Here is a 16,296-nt window from a genome sequence, read left to right as displayed (position 1 = left end):
ATTCAAGAGTCCAGTGGAATGATCTCGTCGTCCAGCCCCGGCGTGCAGCCCGGACCCAGCGCTTCCCAGCCGCGGTGCACGACGATGTGCCGCGTGTCGTGGCACAGCTCCACGCGCCGCGCCTGTGGCGAACGGCGGTGCACGAAATCTTCGATGGAGGCCGGCACGCTGACCCGCAGCGCCATCGCGTAGATGTCGTCGACCGGGTGGTCGTCCACGTGCACCAGCGGGACGAACTGGCCGGCGAACATCAGCCAGCGCGAACGCAGCCTGACCGGGCCGGCTTCGTACCCCTGCTCGCGCAGCCAGGCCTGGGCGTGTTCGCGCGGCTTCTCCCGGCTGCCGATGGCGCCCCAGGCGCTGGCCAGGATCTCGGCCACCCACTGGTTGCAGTTCTGGTAGCGCGTGCCGAAGGCATAGGCGTTGGCGCTGTAGCGGCCGGCCAGCAGGGCCAGCGCCAGCGGTTTATTGCGCGCGGCCTGCTCCAGCCGGCCGGCATCGTCGGGATCGAGGAAAACCAGCGAGACGTGGCCCTGGCCAGGCGCATCGGCGCCCAGCGCGAATCCCGGCACGCCCTGGTCGAACAGCCGCGGACGCGATTCGTCGCAGGCATAATAGAGCTGGCGCACGGTCCAGGCGCTGTCTTCGTCCTTCAGGGCGACGCCGGCGTGCGAATACAGCAGATCGAAGCGGCTCAGGTCCAGGCCCGCGCGCGAAATCAGCGCCACGCTTTGCTGCGAGGCCTCGAGTTCGCGCTTGACCGCGCCGGCAAAGCGCAGCACGCGGTCCTGCTCGGCGGCCGTGACTTCCTTGCCGCGTTCGCAAAACGCCGGGATGCCGGCCCACGCCGCGCCGCTGGCGCCGAGGCAGATCGCGGCCAAAGCGGCGGCCGCGAGGCGCGACAGCATCAGATGGCGACCTTGCGCGAGCCCAGTTCGCGGTACCAGTCGTCCTGCAGCGCCAGGTAGAACGGCTGCTTCGTGTCGGCGTAGGCGAATTCGTAGCCGTACACGCGCTCGTTCACGTGCACGATGGCGCCGCTGCCCATGCTGCGCGCGGCCAGCGCGCGGTCCGGCACATCCAGCGTGAAGTCCTGGGCGGCCGTGCCGGCGACCGGACGCAGGGTCAGGCGCGTGGTCTCGCCCTTGGCCGGGGCCTGGGCGATGTCGATCACTCGATAGTCGCCGGCGGTGACGCGGCGGTCGCGGTTCGAGCTGTTGCTGGAGCCGCCGATCGAGTCGGAGATGCTGCCGGAGGAGGCGGAACCGGCGCTCGAGGCGGACGAGGCGACACTGTCGGCGTGGGCGGGGATGGCGATGGCGGCGCCGAGTGCGGCGAGCACAGCACCGCTGCGGAGGATGGACTTGATCATGGGCGTGTTCCGTGTTTCGGCTTTGGATAGCGCATATCGTACATGCATCAGGCCGGGCTGCACAGATTGCCCGGGTCGATTTGCGTGATCCGTCACGCGAAATTACTGCGCCTGTGGCGCCAACACCGGCGCCGCCGCCTTCGCACCCCACCACTTCTTGTAGTTGGACGCATACGCCCCAGACCTGACATAGTCCGCCACAAACCCGTTCACGAACTTCAGCAGCGCCGGATCCCCCTTCGCCATCGCAATCCCGATCGGCGTATTCCCATACATTGCCGGCAAAGTCTCCAGCTCCCCGTTCTTGCTGGCCAGGTAGTCGAGCAGCGAGGAATCCTCGACCCCGGCATCGACCCGTTTCTGCTGCAGCAGCAAAACGCCGTCCGGCGCGAAGTTGTCGGTGTAGACGATGACGGCCTGCGGCGCCGACTTCTTCAGGAAGGCATCCGCCGTGGTGCCGCGGCCGACCACGACGCGCTTGCCGTTCAGGTCCGCCAGCGTCTTCACGTGCGCGCTCTTTTGCGCGATCACGCGCAGGCCGGCCTGGTTGTAGGGAATGGAAAAATCCACCACGCGCGCACGTTGCGGCGTGATCGAGACGTTGGCCACCACCAGGTCGAGCTGCTTCGACATCAGCATCGAGATGCGCGCGTCCGAGGACACATCCGAAAACCTGACAGGCACGCCGAGCCTTGCCGCCAGCGCTTTCGCCACGTCGACGTCATAGCCGACCGGTTCGTTGGCGGCGTTGCGGAAGCCCACAGGCTCGCCGCCCAGCGAGACGCCGATCCGCACATAGCCGCGCGCCTTGATGTCTTCGATGCGGCCGGCCCGGGCCGAGGCTGCGGCCAGGATCAGGGCCACGGCGGCTACATATTTAAAGCTTTGCATGTCTCGTCCTTTCAGGGTTCGATCGTGGCGGCGACGCGCAGTTCCGGCGCGGCCATGCGCTCGTCCCAGTACCAATAACGGATCTCTTCGTCGCAGCGGTAATTGACCACCTGGTGCTTGCCCTGGGCGTCGATCGCGTGGATGACGACACCGGCCAGGAAGCCGGTCTTCAGCTCGGCCAGCTCTTCCACCGCGAGCTTGACCGCGTCTTCGAGCGTGTAGCCGAGCCGCATCGCCAGCACGATGCTGCGCGAGGTCGAGCAGCGCATGGTCATCTCGCCGGTGTGGGTGCAGGCGGCGGCGCCGTAGCGGCTGTCCGCGTAGAAGCCCGCGCCCGGGACCGGCGAATCGCCCAGGCGGCCCGGGTACTTCCATGCCCAGCCGGAGGTCGAGGTGACCACGCCGATATTGTCGCCGGCGTCGACGCCCAGGAAGACCGTGGTGTCGCGCACGCGTTCTGGATCGGTGATCGTGTTGCTGAGCGGCGCCAGCGGAATGTCGGGAAAGGCCGCCCGCTGTTCCGGCGACATCTCATTCTGCAGGCGCTCCCACCAGACCCGCTTGCTGTCCGGGTGCAGCACCTCGTCGACGGCGAAACCGCGCTCGGTCGCGAAGCGTCGCGCGCCAAGCCCCGTCAGCATCACGTGCGGCAGGTGCTTCATGACCTCGTGCGCCAGCGCGGAGACAGGCAGCGTGGCCGGCACCGCGCCGACCGCGCCGACTTCGCGCGTGGTGCCGTCCATGACGCCGGCGTCGAATTCCATCTCGCCCAGCATGTTCGGCCAGCCGCCGTAGCCGACGCTGCGCACCCGGGCTTCGCGTTCAACCCTGGCGATGCCGCTCACCATGGCATCGATGCCCGCGCCGCCTTGTTTCAACAGCGCCACGCTGGTGTCGAAGCCGGGCCAGGCCTCGGCATTTGCCAACAACATTCTCATGACTTGCTCATCTTCGATAAAAATTGGGCGATACGCGGCTGCGCAAAGCCGCCTTCCGCGGCAAAGAACTGCGCGGTCGGCAGGTCGGCCAGCAGGCGGCCCTGGTCAAGGAACACGATGCGGTTCGAGATCTGGCGGGCGAATGCGATTTCGTGGGTCACGAACAGCATCGTGGTGCCGCTCGCGGCCAGCTTGGCCAGTATATTCAACACCTCGGCCGTCATCTCCGGATCGAGCGCGCTGGTGACTTCGTCCAGCAGCAGGTAGCGCGGCTTCATCGCCAGCGCGCGGCAGATGCCGACCCGCTGGCGCTGGCCGCCGGAGAGCTGGGCCGGCCAGGCATCCGCGCGATCAAGCAGGCCCACGGAGGCCAGCAGTTGGCGTGCTTCCTCCTCGGCCTGGCGCCGCGGGGTTTTCAGCACTTCGATCGGCGCCAGCGTAATGTTCTGCAGCGCCGTCATGTGCGGATACAGGTTAAACAGCTGGAACACGGTGCCGCAGCAGCGGCGCGCGCGCTGCAGCTGTTTCGCATCGTCGACCCGGTTGCCGTCGACGGCAATGGCGCCGCCGTCGAGCGGTTCGAGGCCGTTGATGCAGCGGATCAGCGTCGATTTGCCGGAGCCGCTGGCGCCCAGGATGGACACCACCTCGCCCGGCGCGATGCGCAGGTCCACGCCATCCAGCACGGTGTTGGCGCCGAAGCGCTTGACGACGCCTTCGATAGCGATCATTTACAAACCCTTCCATTGACCATGCGCGCGCAGGCGCACTTCCGCGCGGGCGCAGGCCCCGGCGATCAGCCGGGCCATCAGGTAATACAGCAGGCCGATCACGGTCCAGACGATGAAGGGCTTCAAGGTGCGCAGGTTCAGGATCGCGCCCGCCTTGGTCAGGTCGACCACGCCGATCACCGAGATCAGCGAAGTCACCTGCAGCTGGTTGACCAGCAGCCCGGCCAGCGGCCCGAGGCTGAAAGCCGCCGCCTGCGGCGCGACGATGCGGCGCAGGGTCTGCCAGCGGCTCAAGCCGAACACGCGCGCCGTCTCCAGCTGCTCGCGTCCGACCGATTCGATGGCGGACACCGCGATCACATACATGAAGGCCGCCGTGTTCCCGGACAGCGTGATGAGCGCGGCCTGCACCGGGCTCAAGTCCGTCTCGAGCAGCACGGGCAAGCCGAAGAAGACCAGGAAGAGCTGCACCAGCACCGGCGAATTCTTCAGCAGCTCGGCGACCAGCGCCGCCAAGGGCGCCAGCAGCCGCACGCGGTAATAGCGCAGCAGCGCCCAGGCCAGGCCGATGATGGAACCGATCAGCGTGGTGGCGGCGAACAGCGCGGCGGAAACGCCCAGGCCCTGCAGCAGCAGGACCAGATCGTGCGGTGTGAAATCGGTATAGCGCATCGGGCCTCGTCGTCAGTAAATGCGCCTGTTCAAACGGCGGTGCAGCGCGCCGGCCGACAGCGACACCAGCCAGGTCAGCACGGCATACAGCAGCAGGACCAAGGCGTAGACCTCGAAGGGCTGGAAAGTGTCGGCGGCGATGATCTTTGCGCTGCCGGTCAGCTCGTTCAGCGTGATCGCCGACAGGATCGACGAAGTCAGGATCAGGTTCACGAACACCGAGCCCAAAGGCCGCAAGGCGCTGCGCAGCGCGATCGGCAGCACGATGCGGCGGGCAATGGCGAAGCGCGACAGCCCGCTGACCTGGGCCGCCTCCAGCACCCCGGGCTCGATCGCCAGGATGCCCGAGCGGATCGCGTCGGAACTGAAGGCACCACCCGCCAGCGACAGCGCCAGCACGCCGGTGCCGAAGGCGCTCAGCTGGACGCCGATTTCGGGCAGCCCGTAGAACAGGAAGAACAGCTGGACGATGAAGGGAACGTTGCGGAAGATGTCGACGTAGACCTCGGCCACGCGCCGGGCCAGCGGCAGCGCCGCGGTGCGCATCAGGGCCGCCGGCACGCCCAGGGCCAGGCCGCCGGCAAGGGCCAGCGCGCAGGCGAGGGCGGTCAGCCGGGCGCCGGCCGCCAGGTCGCCGGCATAGGGCGCAAGAGGTGCAAGATCGAAGCTCATCCGGCCGAGTGTCACATACGCGGCCTTGCATTTCAAGCAAAAGGCGGCGTCAGGCCCGCAGTTTAGCTTTCAGCGCGGCGACTTTAGCGCTGGCGGTCTGGCGCCGCGCGCCGCTATCGAAGCCGAAGGCCAACACCTGTGGCGATGCCGGTGGCAGCGGCGCCGAGCAGGATGCGTGGATGTCGGTCAGCGGCAGCCGCGCACGCAGCAAGTCCAGGTTGCCGGCGTCGATGCCGGCGCCGGGCATGATCGCGATGCGGCCGGCGGCGGCATCGAAGCAGCGCCGCAGGCCTTCGATGCCTTCCAGCGCGCTCCTGGCGCCGCCGGAACTCAGGATGCGTTCGAAGCCCAGGTCGATGGCCAGCCGGGTGGCCTGCGCCAGGTCCGGGCTTAGGTCGATGGCCCGGTGCAGCGTGCAGCGCAGCCCATGGTCCATCGCGCGGCGCAGCAGCCGTTCGAGGGTTCGTGCGTCCAGTTGGCCGTCCGGCGTCGATGCGCCCAGCACCACGCCTTGCAGGCCGGCGTCGGCGACGGCGGCGATTTCGTCCAGCATCAGCCGGGTCTCGAGCGCGTCGAAGCAGAAGTCGCCGCCGCGCGGGCGGATCATGGCCACCACCGGCACCGGGCTGGACGCCGCCGCGCGCAGCAGGCCGGCGCCCGGCGTCAGGCCGCCGACGTCGAGGGCGCTGCACAATTCGATGCGGTCGGCGCCGCCGTCGAGCGCCGCGGCCAGGCCGTGGACATTGTCGACGCAGACTTCCAGCGCGATCGCCTCAGGCATGCGCGCCGCCCAGCTTGTCGAGGCCCAGCCAGGCCGCGCCGATCAATCCCGGTTCCGCGCCGGCCTGGCCGGGCACGACGATGGGCTGGCCGGTCTTGCGCAGGATCCGGGCGCGCACCGCCTGGTCGAGGCGCGCGATCAAGGGCGCGCTGTTGGCCAGGCCGCCGCCGACCGGCAGCATGGACGCGCCCAGTGTATTGACCAGCATGGCCAGGGGACCGCTCAGCAGATCGGTCCAGCAGGCGATCGTGCGCTCGGCGTCGGCGTCGCCGGACTGCCAGGCGGCGATGATCTCGCGGCTATCCATCGAGCGCCCGTTCAGGGAGCGGTAAAGACGCTCCAGGCCGCGCGCGCCGCCGATCGTGTCCAGACATCCGCTCTGGCCGCAGCCGCATGGGAAACGGGGACTGCTTACCACCGGGCCGTGACCCCATTCGCCGGCAAAGCCGCCGGGACCGCCGATCAGGCGGCCGCCGATGACCAGGCCGCCGCCGACCCCCGTGCCGAGGATCAGACCGAACACATTGGCGTGGCCGCGCGCCGCGCCGGCCTGGGCTTCGGCAAGGGCGAAGCTGTCGGCGTCGTTGATGATCCAGACCGGCAGCCCGAAGGCCGCGCCCAGATCCGCGGCCAGGGTACGGCCGTCGATGCAGGGAATGTTGGCGCACTTGATGCGGCCATCGAGCGGATCGAGCACGCCGGCAATCGAGACGGCGACGCCGCGCGATGGACCGCCGGCCTCGATCAGCGCTTGCATGGCGGCGGTGAAGGCGCCGAAGTCGTGGGCCGGCGTCGGCACGCGGGTCAGGCCGCCGATGCGGCCGTCCGCCGTCGCAAGAGCGCATTTGATGGCGCTGCCGCCGATATCGAAACAGGTAATCATGGCCGGAATGATAAGGGCAAATGCTGTCGAGGTGCGAAATCCGGCCAGGCCGGCCGTTGGTCCGCACCTGAACCTGATCGCGCCAAGATTTTACGTCGGCCGGTGATCTGATCGAGGGCAGGGCGGCCTGGTAATGCTCCGGGGCGGCGGCCGGGTGAGGTGCGCGGCGGCCTTGACGCTGCCGCGCCAGCTCCCCGCCCTGGCCATTACGCCTCGGCCCGCGCTAAGCCTTCCAGGGCATGGCCATTTGCCTTGCGGCGGCCGCACCTCGGCCTTGGATTGCTGAGGAACCCGTTGCCGCAGGGTATCGAAGCGCCGCTTGCTGGGTTCGTCCTGAGGCGTATGATTGGGCTCCGACCACTTCATTGAGGAGATCAAGATGGCGCAGAATCAAGGAAAAGACGGAAAGAACGTCCAGCAAGACAGCGGCAAGTCGGATCAAAACCGGAATGCCGCCAGCTCCAGGGACCAGCAGAGCCAGCAATCGGGACAGCAAGCTGGCAAGCAATCCGGCCAGCAAGGTAGCCAGCAATCGGGCCAGCAAGGCAGCCAGCAGCATGGTGGCCAGCATGCGTCCGGCGGCACGCCGGCCCTGGATGACCTCGGCAGCAAAAAGAAGGGTGAATCGGCACAGGATGCCTCGCAGGCATTCAACCAGCAAGACGCCGGCAGCAAGAAGCGTTGAAGCTTGAAAGCTGACGGCCGATCCCGGCCGCGCAGCTAACAAAGCCGGTGCGCAGCATCAGCAGCGCACCGGCTTCTCTCGATTTCCATTCAGGCGCCCGCGCAAGGCAGGTGTCTTCAAGCCCGGGTAGTGCATCAAGTCCTGGCGCCATTCAAACCATCCGCGGATTCTGCGATTTGACCGCCAGGGGCGGCGGCATCGAGTTCGAATAAAACGCGCATAATCTATATTATGTCAAATACGATTTCTGTAAAGCGGTTAAGCCAGGGGCAGCATAGCTCCCATGACCCTGCCTTCTCGCATCGGGCAACCCAGGCACTTCGGGAGGCATCGCACAGCTGGTTCTCTACTGGATCATGCGAGAACTGTCGCCCAAGGGTGCACGGCTACAGATCGTTTTTCGGGACATCGTCGACCGTTACCGGCTTTTGCAGCAAGGCGCACTGTTCACGCCAAGCACTGGTTCGGGTGATCCGGATCGCGCGGAACCGATTCATTCACGACGTTCCGGCCGCGCAGGTCCTTAGGGGTCTCGACAATAACAAGTCCATCTCGCAGATGGGCCCACGACTGCCGCAGGCAAATCGGTCGCTGGCGGTGGAACTTCAGAAACGCGACCAGGTTCTCGAATGCCCGCACCGTTCGTACGCCGCGACCGTCCGCCCGAATCCGTCGCATGCGGACGGTTTTCCAGGCACGGTCAAGGTGGCCCCGTTGTCGTATCTGCCTTGGCGAATGTGGGTATGGGGATGCCGCGTTTGCCATCCTGCCTTGACCGCTTTCTGCGCGAAACGCTGAAAAATCCTCCTGCGGAGAAGCTGCCTTGTGCAAGGCTATTTGTTCGAGTGGATGGCGCTTCTGACCGGTCGGCTTTGAACCCGCAACCATCTTTTATCGTATATGGCCGGGCAATGTTGCCTTTGTCGGCTGCGCGGTTCGAGCGCCTGGCGCCGCAACACGTCGCCGCGCAAGAGACGTCTTCCGGCCTCCTGACTCGAACGGAAAGCCAAGAAAAATGAACTCGACATTACGATAAATAATGTCGATTTAAAGAAAGAAGAAAGACGAAGCCATGTGAAGCAGGTTTTTCTGAAGGCATCGGCATCGGCTACGATCTGCAAGCATGCTTGTCAGAATCGTTCAAGACGGTCTGACGTGGCGTTCTGTATTTCAGCGTATCTGAAAGTTCGTACGTCACGAATAACCGAGGGTATTCATGCGCATCGCAATGGCCAGCCTCCTTGTTACGCCGCTGGTTCCTACCAGCTGAGAGCCCGCCGCTTGGCGCGAGCCGGCTACCGCCCTGCTTTGCTCCGGCTCGCCTCGTGAACGCAAGGCGTTTATGTGCGCCTGCAGTACACCCACTTCACGACAGCAGCCGTCATCACAAGCGCAGACCGCCCTCCTCCGAATTCGGCGGCTCATCATGATCGTAGATCTGACCGGTCTTTGGAATAAAGGTTTGATGTTGGCCAAACCGTCGCCTGGACGCTTGCCTACTCTGACCTAATCCCATGTAACCAGCATGAAGTTCCGGCGCCTTTCGACATCAAGGCCAGCGGCGTTTATCTGCTCATCCCGCGCAGCCGAAAAGGAGATGAAAATGAAGGCAATGTGCGAATCACGGCGCACGGTCCTGCTTGCCGCGGCCCTTGCCGCCCTAACGGCTGGACAGCTGCGTGCTGCCGAAACGATGGACAGGTCCACGGCCCAGTGCCGCACGGTACAGGCCAACGCGCCATGGCAAGCGACCGGTGTCAGCGTCGCTCCAGGCCAGTTCGTGTGCGTCGCCGCGGACGGGCTCTGGTCGCACGGGGCCCAGGGCCTGCAGGCGATCACGCCCTTCTATGGACCGGAAGGCTTCGGCAAGGATGAGCCGGCCACTGTTCCGGAAGTCGTGTCCCGCACCGGCGCCTTGATCGGCCGGATCGGCGCCAACGCGCCTTTCCTCATCGAGCGGCAGCTATGCTTCATTTCGTCGGCCTATGGCGAACTGCGCCTCTCCATGAACGATGAGCCCGGCGCTTTCGACAACAACCGCGGCAGCGTGCATGTGGAGATCCTCAAGTGGGCGGACCCCAGACGGGCGCCATCCCGGATCGACATGGATCCGAAGGCGTGCCGCCCGCGCTAGCCGGGTGCGCGATACAGGCGTTCGAAGTCCTCGATCGGCATCGGCCGTCCCAGCAGGTAGCCCTGCAAGGCGCCGCAGCCGCCATCGACCAGGAAGCTGCGCTGCTCTTCAAACTCGACACCTTCCGCGACGATGTCGAGTTTGAGCTTGCGCGCCAGCGCGATGATCGCCTCGACGATCGGCGCCGCGTCCGGATCGATGTGGACATCGTGCACGAAGGAGCGGTCGATCTTCAGGGCTGCCAGCGGAAAGCGCCGGAGGTAGGCCAGCGAGGAATAGCCGGTGCCGAAATCGTCCAGCGAGAACTGGAGCCCCTGGCTGCAGAGCTCGTTCATCCGCCCGATGATCTCCGCGACGTTTTCGGCGAACACGCTCTCGGTCAGCTCCAGGCAGAGCCTGTGCGGCGGCGCCCCCGTATCCGCGAGGATCCTGGCGACATGCTGCGGAAACTGCGGATTGCGCATCTGGTGCACGCTGACGTTCACCGCCAGCTTCAGCTTGCCGAGCACTCTGTCGCCCTGCCAGCGCGCGAGCGCCCGGCAGCTTCCCTCAAGCACGTGTTCGCCGAGCGGCACGATCAGGCCCGAGGATTCCGCCAGGCCGATGAATTCCGCCGGGCCGACCATTTCGCCGTCGCGGCGCCATCGCACCAGCACCTCGGCCCCGATCAGCCTGCCCTTGCCGCTGAATTGCGGCTGGCAGAACAGGACGAACTGATGGGCCGACAAACCCTTGCGCAGCGCGCTCTCGAGCGCGGCGTGCTGGTCGGCGGCGGCCTGCATGCCCGGATCGAAGAAGCGCGCGGTATTGCGTCCGTCGGCCTTGGCCCGGTACATCGCCAGATCCGCCTGCTTGAGCAGGGTGTCGATGTCGGTTGCCACCCCGTCGAACAGGACGATGCCGATACTCGGCGTGCTGATCACCATGCGCCCTTCCATGAGGTAGGGCTGGTCGAGCCCCGCCAGCAGCTTCTCGACCACGCGGTCGGTTTCCGTCACCGCCTCCTCCGTTGTGCTGCCGAGATCCTCGATGACGATCACGAATTCGTCGCCGCCCAGGCGGGCCAGCTGGTCGCTGTGGCGCAAGGCGTGGCGCAGGCGTTGCGAAACCTAGCGCAGCAGCGCGTCGCCGAAGTCGTGGCCGAGCGTATCGTTGAGCAGCTTGAAGTTGTCCAGATCGAGAAACAGCAGCGCACCGATGCGGCCGGAGCGGCGGCTCCTGGCGAGCGTCTTGTCCAGTTCTTCGATCAGGAAACGACGGTTCGGCAGTCCGGTGAGGTGGTCGAAATACGCGGCCTCCCAGATGCGCCGCTCCGCGGCCTTGCGCTCGGTCAGGTCGGTGTTGGTGCCCGAGATCCGCAGCGGCTTGCCGTCGGCGTCGCGCAAAACGAAGCCGCGCGATAGCACCGGCACGTAGTGGCCGTCGCGGTGGCGCAGCCGGAATTCGATGCTGTAGGTGTCGCGGGGCTTCGATTCTTCCAGCAGCCTGCGCATGAACTTGCTCACGGCCGCCTGGTCGTCCGGATGGGTCAAGCGCAGCCAAAGCCATTTGTCGCACGGCAGTCCGCCGGGACGATAGCCCAGCATATTCCACCAGCGGTCGGAATAATAGGCTTCTTCCGTCACCATGTCATAGTCCCATGGCGCGTCGTTCGAGCCGCGCAGCACCAGGCGCAGCCGCTTCTCCGATTTCTGCAGGCGCTGCTTGGCGCGCTTCAGGGCGGTGCAGTCGGTGAAACAGACCACCACCTGGAAGAGCTCGCCGTCTTCGCCGAATTCCGGATAGGCATTGCAGATCAGCCAGCGCACCGGCTCGCGGCCCGTGCTTGGCACGCCGACGACCAGGTGGACCACTTTCGCCCGGGTGCGCAGGACCACGTTGACCGGATAGTCTTCCGGCGCCATCGGCGTATTATTCGACTTCAGGAAACGCCATGCCGAAGCGTCGGACACCGTACCCTGCAATTGTTCCGGACTCTGTCCCAGCAGTTCGGCTGCCAGCCGGTTGGCGGACAGGATACGTCCATCGGCGCCGTGCATCACGACGCCTGCCGGCAGGTGCTCAAGCAGGTCGTCGATGTGCGGCTGGATCGCCGCGGCAGGATCGAACGTCATGGTTGCGGCTGCAATGTGATGTTGGCCACCAGGAGAAAAATCGAAGCACAATTGATCCATGCTCGGCGCCGGATGCATCCTTTATCCCTGAGGCCAATCCCCGGATCGCTGCTGGCCGGCGATATGAGCGGCATGTACCGGCCCCGCCTGCGCCGCCTGCGACGCTGCACGAAACATCGACAGCACCGGCGCACAGGTTTCGCGCACCCGCTTCGGGCTCAGTCCGGGTTCCGTGTCGATGAACAGGGCGTGCACCCGCTCTTCCGGCGCGAGCGCTTCGCTTGCGTCGTACTGGCGCTCGAGGACGCGCTCGTCCGCATCCGATGCGTCCGCCGCGGACTGCCGCCGCGAGCGGATACGGTCCCGCATCGCCGTGTGGCCAGCATGTACGTCGAAGACGAAGAATGGGACGATCATGTCCGCCGCCAGCCTGCGGAAGGCCTCGCGCTGCCATGCCATCAGGAATGCGGCATCGACGATCACCGGCCATCCGGCCGCCACCACCGCTGTGGCGAGTTTCCGCAGGTGCTCATAGGTGCGGCGGGTCGTGGCATCGCTGTAAAGTCCGTCCGGCGCGACTTCTGCCAAATCGCCATACAGGCGCTTGCGCTCCACATCGGAGCGCAGCTGTATCGCACCCAGCAGTTCCACGACGCCGCGGGAAAAAGTCGTCTTGCCGCTGCCTGAATAGCCGTGGGTGATCATGATGGCGCGTTGCCCGGTACGCGAGCAGCGCTGCGCGAACGCCAGGTAGGACAGGCCGGCCAGCCTGGCCGCGGCCCGGTCGCCGGCGGGGGTGCCCAACTGGCTGGCGCGCAGCAGCATTACTTTCGCGCGTACCACAGCCCGATAGACACGGTAATAGGTGAATACGGCCAGTCCGGCATAGTCGCCCGTGATTTCCAGATACCGGTTCAGCAGCCTCGCCGCAAGCTCCGGGCGGCCATGGAATTCAAGATCCATGTGGGCGAACGCGAGGTCGCTCATGACGTCGATCCAGCGCAGGTCCTCACTGAACTCGATGCAGTCGAAGGCCTGCACCTGCCCGTTCGTCGTCAGGATATTGTCGCAATGCAGGTCACCGTGGCACGCCCTGATCATGCCCTGGGCCTTCCTGTGGCGAAAGGCACGGCCCAGGCGCATGCGCTCCAAGCTCTCCCATTCGCCCAGCACCGGCAGCCGGTCCTCGCCTGCGCCCTGCGGCACGAGTTCACGCAGCTCGGCGAGCGTGTCGCCAAAACTGGCGGAGACGCCTTCCGGCGCGCCCCACCCGGCGTCCGGCGGCGCCCGCGCGGCGTCGAGATGAAAGCCGGCCAATAGCAGCGCAAGACCGTCCACGTCCCCGCCGTCGAGCAGACCATGCGCGAGCCGCTTGCTCCACAAGTCCGACTGTTCGAAGGCATGCATCCGCACCGCGTACTCGATCGCCTCGCCGGCGCCGCCCAGGACCGGGTGCACGAGACTGCCGCCCACTGGCGCGACGTCGATATAAACCCCGGGCGCGAGCCGGCGGTTCAGCCGGCACTCCTCCTGGCAGTAGAAACGGCGCGCCTCCAGCGTGGAGAAGTCGAGGAAAGGAAGGCGCAGCGCCTTCTTGAACTTGAATGCATATCCTGCCGCGACCAGTACCCGCGAAATGTGGGTTTCGAACTGGCCCACGTCCTTGCCGTCCGCTTCGAGCATACGCGCGATGCGATCGATGAGCCGCCTTTGCTGCGCCTGTGCATTCATCACACTGCCCTGGTTCTGCGACTGACAACTTTGATCGGCATCAAACAATTATCTGCGCAGGCGAAGACACTGCGTATCTCATTGAATGAAAGCTGAGGTAAATCATGACGTTCCACAAAGTTGCGATGAGTTCTCCTGCAGCCTGCATGGCGCTGCATCGCGGCCGCAAGAAGCTGCGCGCCCGCGTCACCACCTTGCTGGCCACGCCGGACACCGGGTTCGCACAAGGATTCCCGGGCATGGTCGCTGCGGTCGAGGCCGGATTTCGCCATGAGGAAGCCCTGCTGGAACTGCTGGGCGACGCCTGCATGCCCCCGCGGCGCGCCGACCACGCCATCATCCTGTCTGCCCTGCACCGCACCGCGTCGCGCGTCGAGAGCGGCGACCTCAGGCAGGGCCGGCAGGTCGTGGACGCCCTGCGCCATGTGCTGGCGCTGCCGTGGCCGTTCATCGGTCCCGCATCCCTGCCCCGCCACACGGCTGCGGCCGCGCGCCCGATTCCTCGATGAGCATGACGGGCAGCCCTGGGCTATACGTGAATGATGACCTTGATCGCCTTGCTCTCGGCAGCGCGGCCGAAGGTGTCGTAGGCTTCTTCCATCCGGTCGAGCGGGAAGCGGTGGCTGACCAGGCCCGCCGGTTCCAGCCGGCGCGCGTTGACCGCCTTCAGCAGCTGCGGCGTGGTGACGGTGTCCACAAGGCGCGTGGTGATGGTGATGTTGTGCGACCACAGGCGTTCCAGGTGCAGGTCGACCTTGACGCCGTGCACGCCGACGTTGGCGATGGTGCCGCCCGGCGCCACCAGCTCCTGGCACAGCGCGAAGCTGGCCGGGACGCCGACCGCCTCGATCACCGTGTCGGCGCCGCGCCCATCGGTCAGCTCGCGTACGCGCGCGGGTGTACCGGCATCCGGCGCCAGCACGTGCGTCGCGCCGAAGCGCTGCGCCAGATCGAGGCGATGACGGTCCGGGTCGATCGCGACCAGCACCGACGGCGCGTAGAACTGCGCCGTCATCAGGGCCGCCAGGCCGATCGGGCCGGAACCCACGATGGCGACGCTGCAGCCTGGCTGCACCTTGCCGTTCAGGACGCCGCACTCGAAGCCGGTGGGCAGGATATCGCTGAGCATGGTCAGCGCCTCTTCGTCCGCGCCCGCCGGTATGTGGTGCAGGCTGAAGTCGGCATGCGGAATACGCACGTAATCCGCCTGGGTGCCATCGATCCGGTTACCGAGGATCCAGCCGCCGTCCAGGCAGTGCGAGTACATCCCCTTGCGGCAGTAATCGCAGCGCCCGCAAGCCGTGATGCAGGAGATCAGTACCCGGTCGCCGGGCCGGAAGCCGCTGACCGACGGCCCGACGGCGTCGATCACGCCCACGCCTTCGTGCCCGAGCGTGGTTCCCGGCTGGCAGGTCGGCACGTCGCCCTTCAGGATGTGCAGGTCGGTTCCGCAGATGGTGGTATGGGTCAGGCGCACGATGGCGTCTTCGGGGTGCTGGAGTTCCGGCGCAGGGCGCTCCTCTAGAGCGCGCATGCCGGGTCCACGGTAGACAAGCGCTCGCATGATGGCCTCCTCGTCAGTGTAGCGACAACATGGATTCGAGCGCCGATCATAGCGCGCGGGCGGTGGGCGGGCGCTTACGTTCCTGCATTTCGTGGGTCGCTACAGCTAAATATTCGTATTTTTTGACCCACATCAAGCGCGTCATTGGCATCCGCACAGGTCATGTTTACATTGAATGTGATACGGCCCGCTCCGCCGCCGCACCAAGTCAGCCGCCGCTGGTCGAACTGATGCGCGGGGCCCCGACACTTTTGCCTGAAAGGAAGAGACATGTACAAGACGATCGTCCTCCACATCGACGGCGGTTCGCAGCAGGACAGCCGCATGCGCGCCGCGGCCATGCTGGCCAGGGAACACGGCGCCCACCTGGTCGGCACGGCCGCCACCGGCATTTCCTATACCGATCTCGCGCTGCTGGCCGGGTCGATGGCGGCGCCGGTGCCGGTCACCGACCTCGACGGCCTGCGCGACGCCGCGCTCGTCCGCCTCCAGGAATTCGCCGCCCAGGCCGTGCGGCTGGGCGTGGCCTCGAGCGAAGTCCGCCTGATCGAAGACCATGCCGACTACGCCCTGCTGATGCAGTCGCGTTATGCGGACCTGGTCGTGCTGAGCCAGGACCGCGAGCACGGCCACGAGCTGGGGCTGCCGGCGCGGGTGCGCAGGCTGCCCGAGCACCTGGCCCTGCATGGCGCCAGACCGGTGCTGGTGATTCCGGACAGCTGGCAGGGCGAACCGATACCGGGCACGGTGGTCGCGGGCTGGGATGGCAGCATGCAGGCGATCCGCGCCTTCGAAGCCGCCCTGCCGCTGCTGCAGCGGGCGCCCGGCGTCAAGCTGGCGCTGATCAATCCCGACACGCTGACCGGTCTGCACGGCGAAGAACCCGGCGCCGACATGGCCTTGTTCCTGGCGCGCCATGGGGTGGAGGTCGAGGTGGTGGTCGAGCGCACCGGCGCCACTGCCGGCCATGCGCTGGCGGCCCTGGCCAGCGATTGCGGCGCCGGCCTGATCGTGAGCGGGGCTTATGGCCACAGCCGCTACCGCGAGTGGGTGCTGGGCGGCGTCACCCGCGAGCTGCTGGCGCGCACGCCCGTGCCCCTGCTGATCGCCCACTGAGCGGCCTGCAAC

At 66.4% G+C, this 16,296-nt stretch carries 15 protein-coding genes and 1 pseudogene; 4 read left to right on the top strand and 12 right to left on the bottom strand.

The window, feature by feature from the left end; translation table 11 throughout:
- Positions 1 to 2: 2 nt before the first annotated feature.
- The 9 genes from ACFPO9_RS01065 to ACFPO9_RS01025 form a co-directional block, all read right to left on the bottom strand.
- The gene (locus ACFPO9_RS01065) at positions 3 to 908 is read right to left on the bottom strand and encodes a DUF2145 domain-containing protein (protein WP_379765754.1); all 906 of its coding nucleotides are present in this window, start codon (positions 906 to 908) and stop codon (positions 3 to 5) included.
- The gene (locus ACFPO9_RS01060) at positions 908 to 1,372 is read right to left on the bottom strand and encodes a hypothetical protein (RefSeq protein ID WP_379765752.1); all 465 of its coding nucleotides are present in this window, start codon (positions 1,370 to 1,372) and stop codon (positions 908 to 910) included. The genes ACFPO9_RS01065 and ACFPO9_RS01060 overlap by 1 nt, the downstream gene beginning before the upstream one ends.
- A 102-nt stretch (positions 1,373 to 1,474) precedes the next feature.
- Positions 1,475 to 2,263, bottom strand: a complete 789-nt coding sequence (locus ACFPO9_RS01055) for a transporter substrate-binding domain-containing protein (RefSeq protein WP_379765749.1) — start codon at positions 2,261 to 2,263, stop codon at positions 1,475 to 1,477.
- Between the two features lie 11 nt (positions 2,264 to 2,274).
- Positions 2,275 to 3,201: a N(4)-(beta-N-acetylglucosaminyl)-L-asparaginase gene (locus ACFPO9_RS01050; protein ID WP_379765746.1), complete on the bottom strand. Its 927-nt coding sequence runs from the start codon at positions 3,199 to 3,201 to the stop codon at positions 2,275 to 2,277.
- Complete coding sequence (locus ACFPO9_RS01045; RefSeq protein WP_379765743.1) at positions 3,198 to 3,932, bottom strand: amino acid ABC transporter ATP-binding protein; 735 nt, start codon at positions 3,930 to 3,932, stop codon at positions 3,198 to 3,200. The genes ACFPO9_RS01050 and ACFPO9_RS01045 overlap by 4 nt, the downstream gene beginning before the upstream one ends.
- Positions 3,933 to 4,604 (bottom strand): amino acid ABC transporter permease, encoded by a 672-nt coding sequence (locus tag ACFPO9_RS01040; protein ID WP_379765740.1) that lies wholly within the window; start codon positions 4,602 to 4,604, stop codon positions 3,933 to 3,935.
- 12 nt (positions 4,605 to 4,616) lie between these two features.
- A complete protein-coding gene (locus tag ACFPO9_RS01035) occupies positions 4,617 to 5,276 on the bottom strand; it encodes an amino acid ABC transporter permease (RefSeq protein WP_379765737.1) in 660 nt (219 codons plus the stop codon).
- Between the two features lie 49 nt (positions 5,277 to 5,325).
- Positions 5,326 to 6,057, bottom strand: coding sequence for a copper homeostasis protein CutC (locus ACFPO9_RS01030; RefSeq protein WP_379765734.1), 732 nt, complete (start codon positions 6,055 to 6,057; stop codon positions 5,326 to 5,328).
- Positions 6,050 to 6,940, bottom strand: coding sequence for an ROK family protein (locus ACFPO9_RS01025; RefSeq protein WP_379765731.1), 891 nt, complete (start codon positions 6,938 to 6,940; stop codon positions 6,050 to 6,052). The genes ACFPO9_RS01030 and ACFPO9_RS01025 overlap by 8 nt, the downstream gene beginning before the upstream one ends.
- 379 nt (positions 6,941 to 7,319) lie before the next feature.
- Between ACFPO9_RS01025 and ACFPO9_RS01020 the strand changes: the two genes are divergently transcribed.
- Positions 7,320 to 7,625 carry a hypothetical protein gene (locus ACFPO9_RS01020; RefSeq protein ID WP_379765728.1) on the top strand — a complete coding sequence of 102 codons (306 nt, stop codon included), beginning with the start codon at positions 7,320 to 7,322 and terminating at the stop codon, positions 7,623 to 7,625.
- Between the two features lie 1,693 nt (positions 7,626 to 9,318).
- The gene (locus ACFPO9_RS01015) at positions 9,319 to 9,759 is read left to right on the top strand and encodes a LecA/PA-IL family lectin (protein WP_379765725.1); all 441 of its coding nucleotides are present in this window, start codon (positions 9,319 to 9,321) and stop codon (positions 9,757 to 9,759) included.
- Here the strand turns inward: ACFPO9_RS01015 and ACFPO9_RS01010 are convergent.
- A pseudogene (locus ACFPO9_RS01010) lies at positions 9,756 to 11,873 on the bottom strand (putative bifunctional diguanylate cyclase/phosphodiesterase). The gene ACFPO9_RS01015 and the pseudogene ACFPO9_RS01010 sit on opposite strands and share 4 nt — an antisense overlap.
- 81 nt (positions 11,874 to 11,954) lie before the next feature.
- Entirely contained in the window at positions 11,955 to 13,604 is a 1,650-nt protein-coding gene (locus tag ACFPO9_RS01005; protein ID WP_379765722.1) for a bifunctional aminoglycoside phosphotransferase/ATP-binding protein, read from the bottom strand.
- Positions 13,605 to 13,708: 104 nt separating this feature from the next.
- On the opposite strand from ACFPO9_RS01005, the gene ACFPO9_RS01000 reads away from it, so the two are divergent.
- Positions 13,709 to 14,113 (top strand): hypothetical protein, encoded by a 405-nt coding sequence (locus ACFPO9_RS01000; RefSeq protein WP_379765719.1) that lies wholly within the window; start codon positions 13,709 to 13,711, stop codon positions 14,111 to 14,113.
- 20 nt (positions 14,114 to 14,133) lie between these two features.
- On the opposite strand, the gene ACFPO9_RS00995 is transcribed toward ACFPO9_RS01000, so the two are convergent.
- Positions 14,134 to 15,168 (bottom strand): zinc-dependent alcohol dehydrogenase family protein, encoded by a 1,035-nt coding sequence (locus ACFPO9_RS00995; RefSeq protein WP_379765716.1) that lies wholly within the window; start codon positions 15,166 to 15,168, stop codon positions 14,134 to 14,136.
- A gap of 270 nt (positions 15,169 to 15,438) precedes the next feature.
- Here ACFPO9_RS00995 and ACFPO9_RS00990 point away from each other — a divergent pair, with 270 nt between their 5' ends.
- The gene (locus ACFPO9_RS00990; RefSeq protein ID WP_379765713.1) at positions 15,439 to 16,284 is read left to right on the top strand and encodes a universal stress protein; all 846 of its coding nucleotides are present in this window, start codon (positions 15,439 to 15,441) and stop codon (positions 16,282 to 16,284) included.
- Positions 16,285 to 16,296 lie beyond the last annotated feature (12 nt).

It is taken from the genome of Massilia aerilata (assembly GCF_042656905.1).
GTDB classification, from domain to species: domain Bacteria; phylum Pseudomonadota; class Gammaproteobacteria; order Burkholderiales; family Burkholderiaceae_D; genus Telluria; species Telluria aerilata.
The sequence above is the reverse complement of the archived record's forward strand: the minus strand, read 5'-3'. Positions and strand labels throughout refer to the sequence as shown.

Coding starts and splice junctions, on each gene's coding strand:
- ACFPO9_RS01065 (WP_379765754.1), bottom strand. CDS start 908: ATGCTGTCGCGCCTCGCGGCCGCCGCTTTGGCCGCGATCTGCCTCGGC.
- ACFPO9_RS01060 (WP_379765752.1), bottom strand. CDS start 1,372: ATGATCAAGTCCATCCTCCGCAGCGGTGCTGTGCTCGCCGCACTCGGC.
- ACFPO9_RS01055 (WP_379765749.1), bottom strand. CDS start 2,263: ATGCAAAGCTTTAAATATGTAGCCGCCGTGGCCCTGATCCTGGCCGCA.
- ACFPO9_RS01050 (WP_379765746.1), bottom strand. CDS start 3,201: ATGAGAATGTTGTTGGCAAATGCCGAGGCCTGGCCCGGCTTCGACACC.
- ACFPO9_RS01045 (WP_379765743.1), bottom strand. CDS start 3,932: ATGATCGCTATCGAAGGCGTCGTCAAGCGCTTCGGCGCCAACACCGTG.
- ACFPO9_RS01040 (WP_379765740.1), bottom strand. CDS start 4,604: ATGCGCTATACCGATTTCACACCGCACGATCTGGTCCTGCTGCTGCAG.
- ACFPO9_RS01035 (WP_379765737.1), bottom strand. CDS start 5,276: ATGAGCTTCGATCTTGCACCTCTTGCGCCCTATGCCGGCGACCTGGCG.
- ACFPO9_RS01030 (WP_379765734.1), bottom strand. CDS start 6,057: ATGCCTGAGGCGATCGCGCTGGAAGTCTGCGTCGACAATGTCCACGGC.
- ACFPO9_RS01025 (WP_379765731.1), bottom strand. CDS start 6,940: ATGATTACCTGTTTCGATATCGGCGGCAGCGCCATCAAATGCGCTCTT.
- ACFPO9_RS01020 (WP_379765728.1), top strand. CDS start 7,320: ATGGCGCAGAATCAAGGAAAAGACGGAAAGAACGTCCAGCAAGACAGC.
- ACFPO9_RS01015 (WP_379765725.1), top strand. CDS start 9,319: ATGGACAGGTCCACGGCCCAGTGCCGCACGGTACAGGCCAACGCGCCA.
- ACFPO9_RS01005 (WP_379765722.1), bottom strand. CDS start 13,604: ATGAATGCACAGGCGCAGCAAAGGCGGCTCATCGATCGCATCGCGCGT.
- ACFPO9_RS01000 (WP_379765719.1), top strand. CDS start 13,709: ATGACGTTCCACAAAGTTGCGATGAGTTCTCCTGCAGCCTGCATGGCG.
- ACFPO9_RS00995 (WP_379765716.1), bottom strand. CDS start 15,168: ATGCGAGCGCTTGTCTACCGTGGACCCGGCATGCGCGCTCTAGAGGAG.
- ACFPO9_RS00990 (WP_379765713.1), top strand. CDS start 15,439: ATGTACAAGACGATCGTCCTCCACATCGACGGCGGTTCGCAGCAGGAC.